General features: G+C 56.7%; 7 protein-coding genes. 6 read left to right on the top strand and 1 reads right to left on the bottom strand.

The window, feature by feature from the left end:
- Positions 1 to 276, bottom strand: a 276-nt coding sequence (locus tag B3Z49_RS11875; protein WP_296991048.1) for a hypothetical protein, incomplete at its 3' end; no start/stop codon positions are given.
- On the opposite strand from B3Z49_RS11875, the gene B3Z49_RS11870 reads away from it, so the two are divergent.
- The 6 genes from B3Z49_RS11870 to B3Z49_RS11845 all read left to right on the top strand — a co-directional run.
- The gene (locus B3Z49_RS11870; protein WP_296991046.1) at positions 275 to 1,405 is read left to right on the top strand and encodes a hypothetical protein; all 1,131 of its coding nucleotides are present in this window, start codon (positions 275 to 277) and stop codon (positions 1,403 to 1,405) included. The two genes, B3Z49_RS11875 and B3Z49_RS11870, sit on opposite strands and share 2 nt — an antisense overlap.
- On the top strand, positions 1,402 to 1,695 hold the full coding sequence (locus tag B3Z49_RS11865) for a hypothetical protein (RefSeq protein WP_296991044.1): 294 nt from the start codon (positions 1,402 to 1,404) through the stop codon (positions 1,693 to 1,695). Before B3Z49_RS11870 ends, B3Z49_RS11865 begins: the two co-directional genes overlap by 4 nt.
- The gene (locus B3Z49_RS11860) at positions 1,686 to 1,871 is read left to right on the top strand and encodes a hypothetical protein (RefSeq protein WP_296991041.1); all 186 of its coding nucleotides are present in this window, start codon (positions 1,686 to 1,688) and stop codon (positions 1,869 to 1,871) included. The genes B3Z49_RS11865 and B3Z49_RS11860 overlap by 10 nt, the downstream gene beginning before the upstream one ends.
- The gene (locus B3Z49_RS11855) at positions 1,859 to 2,587 is read left to right on the top strand and encodes a type IV secretion system protein (RefSeq protein ID WP_296991039.1); all 729 of its coding nucleotides are present in this window, start codon (positions 1,859 to 1,861) and stop codon (positions 2,585 to 2,587) included. The genes B3Z49_RS11860 and B3Z49_RS11855 overlap by 13 nt, the downstream gene beginning before the upstream one ends.
- Positions 2,584 to 3,654: a TrbG/VirB9 family P-type conjugative transfer protein gene (locus tag B3Z49_RS11850; RefSeq protein ID WP_296991037.1), complete on the top strand. Its 1,071-nt coding sequence runs from the start codon at positions 2,584 to 2,586 to the stop codon at positions 3,652 to 3,654. The genes B3Z49_RS11855 and B3Z49_RS11850 overlap by 4 nt, the downstream gene beginning before the upstream one ends.
- Positions 3,651 to 4,726: TrbI/VirB10 family protein (locus tag B3Z49_RS11845; RefSeq protein ID WP_296991036.1), on the top strand; the 1,076-nt coding region annotated here is incomplete at its 3' end. The genes B3Z49_RS11850 and B3Z49_RS11845, both read left to right, overlap by 4 nt.

Below are 4,726 nucleotides of genomic sequence, written 5' to 3'. Positions count from 1 at the left end.
AACGTCGTAAACCAGACGCAGGTCATGACCGCGTTTGATCAGATCACCCTGCGGATGATTGGCAAGCTTCTGCAAAACGTCGTCGCGAGTGCCTGCGATCAGGTCTTTATTTGCTTCATAGACCGGCATCACCAGATCCCACTCCTCCAGCGCAGCTGGGCGATCAAACTTAGTCCAAAGCGACACAGCATATTCCCAATCCAAATAGTCCCCTTTGTTCAGCGCCACTCCGAGAGAACTCGCCTGCGCTGCGCCAATCAAAAGGAAAAACGTCATGGATGAAACAGTGACGAATGATCTGATGTGCCTGACATGCGACGTGGTGACGGAGTATGTCGATCTGGCAAACAGTTTTACCCAGAACCTGAGCACTGTGCTGCTCGACCCAATGTGGTTCATCTATCTCTCCGTCGTTGGTCTATGGATCGTCATTCATGGCGGCAAGATGATCATGGGAAAGGGCGATCTGATTGGATTCGCTCATGAATTTGCGTTCATCATTATAGCTGGTCTGCTGCTCGGCGGGCAAGGGCCCACTCTCGTAAATTCCATCTATCAGATGGCTTTATCAACGATGGGTAGTGCTGCTGGCGTTGTTCTGTCTGCCGGTATGGAAGGTGGCATTACAGCCGCCACGATCCCGAGTGAAGCCTCCTCACTGGGCGGCATGGCACAACTCGTTTACGTCGCCGAGCGTGGCTTACTCGTTGTCTTGCGCATCGCCTTTGAAATCTGGTCGTCCATCTCGCTCGGCAATCTGATGGCTGGGGTCTACGGCGTGCTGCTCGCCCTGCCCTACATCATCTTGATCATTGTTTATTTCAGCCAGGTTGTTGTCAGCATCTTCCGCGTGATGATGTTCTCGGCCCTCTCCCCAATCCTGATGCTAGCCGTCGGGTTTGGTTGGGGACGCGGCATGGCAATCACCGGGGTTCGAACTGTCTTTGCCGCTTTTATGGTGCTGTTCGGCTCAACGCTGGCTCTGGCACTGTGTCTCTATGGTGCAGCATCGCTTGATATCCAGAACACCGAGAATGTTCGCGAGATCACATCAATCGACAATCCGGGTCTGTGGGTTGCCATCGTTCTTGGCTGGATGGGGACAGCCTTTATGGCCGAGGCCACCGGCATGGCCAACTCGATTGCCGGATCCCAACTCACCAATCAGGCCGCAGCCGTCATTACCGCTGGCATGACCGCAACCGGTCTCTCCCTGGTTAATGCTGCCAAGAAATACGCGCCGGGCGGTGCTTCTGCCGCACTTGATGCTGCTCTCTTGGGTGCGGGAGCCGCCCGCAATCCGGTTGGAGCTGCAGGGGCTGCCAAAGACAGTCTCGTTGCCGCCAAGAATGCCGTCATGGAACGCCTCAAGACACCGACCTTTGATCGGGGAGGCAAGCCATGAACCGTCTCCAGAAATTCCTGCTTGATGTCGTTCTGACCATCGCCGCTTTTCCCCTCGTTGCGCTCTGGCTGCTGGTTCTGACCGGCATGTTTTCGCCGGAAAGCCTGATCGTGTTCGTCATGGCCCTTCGCGAAGTCGATGCGGACCAGTTGGCCGGCCTGATGCGCAGTGCCGTTCATATCTGGATCGCGCTTTCCGTCGTCCTTGCCCTTGCCAAGCTGGTTCTTGGCTTGGGCGCTTCATCCTCCCCGACCGTCCCCAATCAGAAAGGATCGCAGCCATGCGCCTGATCCCTAAACATTTCGTCCCAATGCTTTGCCTCGCCATTTTCCTGTCCGGCTGTGTCTCCGTTTCAAAAGACCGCGAGATCCCCAAAGACGGGACCGGCACCGACGAAATGAAACTCAGCCCCTGTGTCTGCAATCCGGTTGAGTTTAATGGCGAGGGCTTCTCATGGCTTGGCTAGGGCGCATCGGCAAACGCGATAACGGGCGCAAGTCGATGGTCAAAGCGGCCTTAACACACAAAGCCACCGTTGCTGCAGATCCGTTCAGCTTTCAGGCCAGCCATCGCAGGCTTGCCTGGATGCTGCGCCTGTCTGCCGGAACCAACATTGTGCTTGGCGCTGGCGTGGTCGTTCTGGTGCAAACCGTTGCGCATCTCGTTCCGCTCAAGGAAACCGAGATTGCCTTGGTCCGGACCTATGGCCCGGATGACCGCACTTACGTTGTTGAACCGGTCAGCAAGAAGGTCGAAGGTTTTGAAGTCTTTCTTGAAGCCCAAGCCAAGCGCTTTGTCCTCATCACCAACGAGATCGATCCGGTCACACAGCAAGAGCGCCAGCGCGAAGCATCAAGACTTTCTGATGCCAACTTCTGGGAACGCTTCAAACGCGAGCGGATCGATAGCGGCCTGATCACCGAGGCCCTTGAAAAAGGCATCGAGCGCGAAGTGCGGATTGTCTCCATCGATCCCATCGCCACCTTGTCATCGGACCATAAATACGCGGTCGATTTCATCCAGATCGACCATCGTCGCGGCAAAGAGATCTCGCGCAAAAACTTGCGCGCTTACCTGACGCTGGCCACTCGCCCGCAGAACGTTTCCGAAGCTGACAAATACACCAATCCTTTTGGCGTCACCGTGCTCGACATGGTGCTTAGAGAAAGAGGCGCGTCATGAAACGCCTGATCAATCTTATTTTCCATATCGTCTTTGGCAGCCTCGTTCTGGCCGCTCTCATTCTTGGCTACCAACGCGCAAATGCGCAGACCGCAGCACGCCCGCCAATGCCGGGACAATCACAGCAACCGTTTTCTGGTGCACAAACCCCTCCGCAACAACCCGCACCGGCCATGCCGGTGCCCGAAAGCGTGGTTGATCAGGCCCGCGATCAGAATGAGGGCTACTTCAACGCAATGAGCCGTCCGCGTACCAGCGGCCAAGTTCAGGATGTCTGGGATGATGCAGACCCGAGTGACGCGGTTTATGCGACCGATCTGTGTGATGATTGTACTTACAAGATCCGCACCCGCGAGTTCATGGTCACGGTGCTTGAACTGCCACGCGGCGAAAAGATTGAAGCGGTCGATCTTGGCGATGATGGCGGGTTCTCTGTCAAACCACGCGGCGAACGTCGTTTGGCTGTGCGCCCCAGTGGATACGGTTATGACACCTCACTAGTTGTTTATGGCAAGTCAGGTGCTGTTTATCCGTTCTATTTGAGGGCCGAGAGCTTCAACTCGGTCAATGTGCCCGATCTGATTGTGCGGATTGAAGGATCCGTTCAGATCGAAAGCGATCCGGCGGTTGCTGGCTTTGACGACATCGGTAAAGCCATCCTTCCGGCGATGCCTGTTCCAGGGCTTGGCAACAAGTCTGCAGCTATCGATACTGCGATTTCCGGACTGAGTGACACCAATCCGGGCACGCCTGAAGGCGACTTTGTTGCGCAATCCCCGTTTGACCCGAACGCCCTGCATGGTTGGGGTGAGTATGATCTCTGGGGCGATGAAACGCTCCGCCCGGAAACAGTTTTCCGGGATGACCACTTCACCTATATCCGCTTTGGCAAGCGCTGGAAGGATATCGAACTGCCGACTGCCTATGTGGTGGTCGATGGCATTGATGAGCTGGTCAATACCCGTGTCCAGGGCGAGACCTACATCATTGAAAGCACCCGTCCGCTGATCACGCTCAAAAGCGGTAAGAGCTTCCTCTGTGTTGAATATACCGGGGAAGGCGCATGAGTGCATTTTGTGATGTCGCACTGGTGCTTGGCCTGACCTTTGGGGGTGTATGTGCCGAACCGGTTGTGAATGAACCGCCAACCCTGCCTGCTGATGACCCATCAGTCTGGGCCCTTCCAGCCCCGCCGCCACCAGCGCCGGTGGCCCCTGCCCCAACTATGCCGCCGATCATCATCAAGGAAGCCAAACCTGAACCGGAGCCAGCCCCGGCTCCCGAGCCTGTGCCCCAACCTGAACCTGTTCCTGAACCGCCCGCGCCGGATCCCTATCGCATGGCATTGGAGGCTGCCTGGCAACATCGCGTTTCCTTGTCGTCAGACTGGGGTTCTCCAGCCTGGCAGTCTGCTGACATGGCCGAGGCTTCGGGCCATGCTGTCCTGCCTGGTATGGCAACCCCTTCTGCACTTAATCCGCTCGATCTGCCGGTCAGTGATGAAGAGAAAGCCGATTATGAAGGCCCGCGACGGACGTCTACGCTACCGGTCGATAACAGCCGGATCATTACGGCAGATCGCTATATCACCGTGATCCTTGAAACCGGAATCAACAGTCAGGTTGGCGGCGATGCGACAGGCACCGTCATCGTGCAGTCGGCCCGTGATGTCTATGGCTATCACGGGCGCAATGTTCTGATCCCCAAAGGCTCCCGGCTGATCTGCAATTATGATCCACCCAAGGATATGGGCAGCTCGCGTCTGTCGATTTCTTGTGAACGGATCCTCATTGCCGGACATCGGGCCGAGATCCGCCAGCTCGCCTCCCCGATCAGTGACATTCAGGGCCGCCAAGGGGCTGCAGGCGAAGTGGATCGCCGTTTCTGGGAACGCTATGGCACTGCCTTCATGCTGACCGGTATTTCGACGGCTGTCCGCTATGCCGCTGCCACCACAAAATCAGAAGAAAGTGACGGCGAAGTCGCAACTGCGGCGGCCGAAAAAGCAGCCGAAGAACTCTCGACCCGCTTTGGCGAAATCAGCGCCAGCGTCCTTGAAGAGACGCTGTCACTGCAACCCATCATCACCATCCCCCAAGGCACCCGCCTTCAGATCCGTCCGGCAACGGACTGGTACAT

It is taken from the genome of Thalassospira sp. UBA1131, assembly GCF_002311515.1.
In the GTDB taxonomy this organism is placed as follows: domain Bacteria; phylum Pseudomonadota; class Alphaproteobacteria; order Rhodospirillales; family Thalassospiraceae; genus Thalassospira.
The sequence above is the reverse complement of the archived record's forward strand: the minus strand, read 5'-3'. Positions and strand labels throughout refer to the sequence as shown.

Bases quoted from the DNA above. Each gene is read 5' to 3' on its own strand.
- B3Z49_RS11870 (WP_296991046.1), top strand. From the start codon at position 275: ATGGATGAAACAGTGACGAATGATCTGATGTGCCTGACATGCGACGTG.
- B3Z49_RS11865 (WP_296991044.1), top strand. From the start codon at position 1,402: ATGAACCGTCTCCAGAAATTCCTGCTTGATGTCGTTCTGACCATCGCC.
- B3Z49_RS11860 (WP_296991041.1), top strand. From the start codon at position 1,686: ATGCGCCTGATCCCTAAACATTTCGTCCCAATGCTTTGCCTCGCCATT.
- B3Z49_RS11855 (WP_296991039.1), top strand. From the start codon at position 1,859: ATGGCTTGGCTAGGGCGCATCGGCAAACGCGATAACGGGCGCAAGTCG.
- B3Z49_RS11850 (WP_296991037.1), top strand. From the start codon at position 2,584: ATGAAACGCCTGATCAATCTTATTTTCCATATCGTCTTTGGCAGCCTC.